Source organism: Brevibacterium sp. CCUG 69071 (assembly GCF_021023135.1).
Lineage (GTDB): Bacteria > Actinomycetota > Actinomycetes > Actinomycetales > Brevibacteriaceae > Brevibacterium.
The window spans coordinates 1-1228 of sequence record NZ_PGFV01000017.1 but is presented as its reverse complement, the minus strand read 5'-3'; the positions used below and the strand labels follow the sequence as shown (position 1 = coordinate 1228).

Below are 1228 nucleotides of genomic sequence, written 5' to 3'. Positions count from 1 at the left end.
TCGGTGGAGAGTGTTCCGTCGTGGAGTTTGTCGGCTACGACGGGGTGTTGGGGTGGCAGTGCTTGTCCGTTGGTGTTGACGCGGCCGCCGAGTTTCTCGGCGAGTTTGGCTCTGCGGTCGGCTTCGCGTCCGGTGAGGTTGAGGCGGTCGCGGATCAATGATTTGGTGTCTTTTGCTCCACTGTCGGTGGGGGTCCCGATGCGTTCGTAGACGGACAGGGCGGTGGTGGAGAGTGCTTGGCTGATGCGGGTGAGTGCTTCAGCGGCGTCGATGATCTTCAATGCCTCGCCCGGTCCCATGGGGCGGGTGAAAGTGCGTAGGTCGGTGTTGAGGCCCATGAGGGTGGTGATGGAGTCGGTGACCTCGGGGGCGAAGTGGGTGAGGTCACTCCAGGTGTCATTGGCGATCAAGGGGTGCGGGGAGACCGGACGCTGTGTGGATGCCTGCCCGTCGTCGCTGGTGGGCCCGTCGTCGCTGGTGGGCCCGTCGTCGTGGGTGGGAGTGTCCTCGGCCCAGGCGGGAGCCTCGTCAGTGCCCTGGTCATCGTCGTCGAGTGGTTCATTGGTCGTCCAGGGCAGAGCTCCGGCCTCATCGGTGTTCTCGGGTTCCGCACCATCGTCGGTTTCAGAGCTGCTGCTGCCGGAATCAGGGCTGTCGCCGGATTCGGTGCGGCTGCAGTCGGAGGCAGTGCTGGTGTCACCGGGTTCAGTGTCAGCGTCTGGGGCGACATCGGTGGGGTCCTCGAGGTTATCCGGGCTAGTGGTGGTGACGGGGTCGAGGTTGTTGAATACGTCGGCGAGTTCGTGGTTGGTGAGGTCGAGGCCGGCGTCTTTGAGTTGCTCGGCCAGGGTTGCCGCGCCGTTGTTGGTATCGGGTGTATTTGTCGGTGTGGTGTCCTCGTTGGTGCCGGGCGCTTCACTGTTATTCGTCGGGGGTTCTTCACTGCGGGCGGGTTGGGTGGTCCCTGGCTTGGGTGTGGGGAGGGTGGGGTTCGTGGCCTTCTTCCGTGCCGCGCGGAGGCGCGGGGCGAGGGTGGCGCGGCGTGCGCGCTGTCCTGCCTGACGTTTCCTGCGATCGGGGGTGAAGGTCATGGTCTGAAGCTCCGTTCTCCGTTGAAGGGCTCTTTTATTCAGTGTACATCAGTATTGCTGTTTTGCGCCTTTTAATTTCGGATTATTTTCGATTGTTACTGTCTACGTATGATTGTTGTTGTTTGTGCTGGTGGGAT

Annotated in this window: 1 pseudogene; it reads right to left on the bottom strand. The window is 62.3% G+C overall.

The features are described from left to right. Positions 1 to 1091, bottom strand: a pseudogene (locus tag CV023_RS18680) (hypothetical protein); the annotation flags it as partial. Between the last annotated feature and the right edge of the window lie 137 nt (positions 1092 to 1228).